Annotated in this window: 3 protein-coding genes; 2 read left to right on the top strand and 1 reads right to left on the bottom strand. The window is 55.6% G+C overall.

Annotated elements, in window-relative coordinates; genetic code table 11:
- Positions 1 to 456: 456 nt before the first annotated feature.
- Both M3I54_RS43960 and M3I54_RS43955 read left to right on the top strand, forming a co-directional pair.
- Positions 457 to 792, top strand: a complete 336-nt coding sequence (locus M3I54_RS43960; protein WP_254346654.1) for a hypothetical protein — start codon at positions 457 to 459, stop codon at positions 790 to 792.
- Between the two features lie 385 nt (positions 793 to 1,177).
- A complete protein-coding gene (locus M3I54_RS43955) occupies positions 1,178 to 1,690 on the top strand; it encodes a hypothetical protein (protein ID WP_254346652.1) in 513 nt (170 codons plus the stop codon).
- 541 nt (positions 1,691 to 2,231) lie between these two features.
- On the opposite strand, the gene M3I54_RS43950 is transcribed toward M3I54_RS43955, so the two are convergent.
- On the bottom strand, positions 2,232 to 2,448 hold a 217-nt coding region (locus M3I54_RS43950; RefSeq protein ID WP_254342964.1), incomplete at its 5' end, for an integrase core domain-containing protein.

Below are 2,448 nucleotides of genomic sequence, written 5' to 3'. Positions count from 1 at the left end.
TGAAGAAGGTGGACCAGATGTTCGTGTTGAACATGGCGGCATACAACCTCGTGCGCATGCGATCACTGGCACAAATCCGCTTATAAGTGGCGGAAAGCGTGGCAAGGAGGTCAGAAGTCGGCCTCAAGCCGCCGAAAGAACGTTGAATTCGCGTTGAGATTGCACAATGCGAAAGTTTGCGACTGGCGGGCGCGTACATCGAGGCGCACCGCTTCCGCCGGGGATGTATTTCCGCAACCTGTTAAGCGCCTTGCCGAGCTAATGGCGTTGCCTACGACCAAGCGCGGAGCTACGCGAGCAATCCCGATGCCTGCTACGCATCTGCGCATTAGCATCCTTGAACGCGCACTAGGCCGAGACGTTGGCCGCCTTGGGAAACACGCTAAGAGTGCCGCCGAGGCGGACGCGTGGCTAGCTAGTTCCGTAGTTGCGTGTTATCTCGGAAAGCTCGGACTCTTGCACAAGCAAGCGCAATCCGCTCTGTGCGACGCGAATAACGCCAAGGCCGAACTTAAGGAGCTTTACGCAAAGCGCGTAGAAGCCAAAGCGCGCGGCTCTAGCGGCTCGCAAATCCTTAAGCAGATCGTAGCCACGCAACAGGAGGTAAAGCGGCTCTACGCTATCGCTGCAGGTTACCTCGACGCTATCGAAGCTGATAACGCGTTGCGCGCTGCTGGCGTTGATCTTACCGATATGCACGAGCAAGACCGCAAGGCCGCTATTGCCCGTAGACAGGCCGAACAAGATAGACGGCGTGCTGCACAAGCCGAGTTCTTCTCAATCAAACCATAAGGACTACAATGAAATACAATCGACTTATTACCGCATCCGCAACCGACGAGCAAATCGCAGCACTCGCTAGCCGCGTACACGTTGCGCTAGAAAGTGACGCGCCTATGGGTCCGTACGGCAGGATCAAGAATTACAGCCCCGTCGATATCATGGCTGTAGGTGGCGTTGCCGAAGCGTTGGCCGATGCCGGTATCGGGCTTGAGCAGCTTGACGGTGTACCTAGCGTCCACGGTTGCCTGTGGTATTGGCCGGAGGTTCCGCAGTACCGTTACCGCGACCGGCAAGAGTACAGGGGCTTTATGGAGGCAAACGAGCAATGCGTCTGTTATCCGGGTGAGCATTGCGAGGTATGCACGCCTAGCCCGGTAACGGAGGACGACGCCTAATGGCCCGCAAATCCAAGGCAGACCGCATTAACGATATCCTGCGGTTGAATCCTAGCCTTAACCGGGACGATCCGCGCATCGATGAGCTTATCTATGCAGAAACAGCTTTGCGTAAGGCACAACTGGCCGCGCAGCGTGCGGAAGTGCTAACCGTCACAGCAGCAGGGAACGCTAGGCGTAACCCGGCTCTAATTGAGGTAGATAGTGCTAACACTCGCGTTAGGCGACTCCGTAACGAGCTAGGCATCGATCGATTGAACGTTAAGCGTAACGAAGCTGCGGGCATCAAGATTAAGCGCACTACCGAGGCCGATAAGCTGCTTGGCAGTTTTGGGCCGGATTACAACGAGGATCGTGTATTGCTGCCGGGGTTGGCCGCGTTACTGGCTGCGCACGGCATCACGGCTGCGGATATGCCCGACCATAGCCGGGAGGCATTCGAGCAAGACCTAGCCGAGCAGGCGGACCAAGTTGACGCGGTGCGGGACCGAATCAAGAGGCTAGGCGCGTAACCATGCTGGGGCTTGCGAGGATGCCCGCCAAGGGCTTCCCGCACCTTAGCCGACCCTGCGTATCGATAAGTACTGCGAACCTCTGTGCGAGCCTGTACGGGCTTTGGTCCCTCGTTGGTCCCCGCGCAGTGTGCGAAAGGTGCAGAAAAGTACACATAAACGCGGGCCGAAACATGCGCTAATAACGCAGAATATCTCTGAAAACTCTAAATATCCTGTTTTTTGGTGCTAATTCTTCTCGAAGGGGCCCACGAAAAAGTTTAATTTTTGAGGATTTGATTCGTTCGGTTCCGACCAGTCGGTGTCACGCTCTGAGATGGTCGCAATTGAGATAGCCCCCCCCCGTACCCCTCTATAGGAAACCTCTAAGCCCACCCTTTGACGAGGTAACAAATATGAGCATAACCACATGGAAGATACGTTGTGATAGCCAGATGCTTAGCTCGCAGGTGTTCGCTAGTCGTAGAGAAGCTAGGACTATTGCAGATAAGTTCTATGATGTTCAGCCTTTGGACTTGCCCCTGCATGACCGGACACGCGGTCACGCTTCGGTTGGTGAAGTTGCGCGCTGGCGGAATTCGCGTGGCGAGCAGTATTTCAAGGCGCTGTGCGGATGCGATTCGTTGTAGTGGTCAAACGCGATAGCCAGGTTTTGCAGTGCGGTTCTGACATCAGGCTTGGGCATCCATGAGACGTAGTCACGCTTTATCGTTTTGACGAAGCTTTCGGCCATCCCGTTGCTCTGCGGACTTCTCACA

Source organism: Paraburkholderia sp. CNPSo 3274 (assembly GCF_024206475.1).
GTDB lineage: Bacteria > Pseudomonadota > Gammaproteobacteria > Burkholderiales > Burkholderiaceae > Paraburkholderia.
This window is presented reverse-complemented; position numbering and strand designations above follow the sequence as displayed.

Bases quoted from the DNA above. Each gene is read 5' to 3' on its own strand.
- M3I54_RS43955 (WP_254346652.1), top strand. From the start codon at position 1,178: ATGGCCCGCAAATCCAAGGCAGACCGCATTAACGATATCCTGCGGTTG.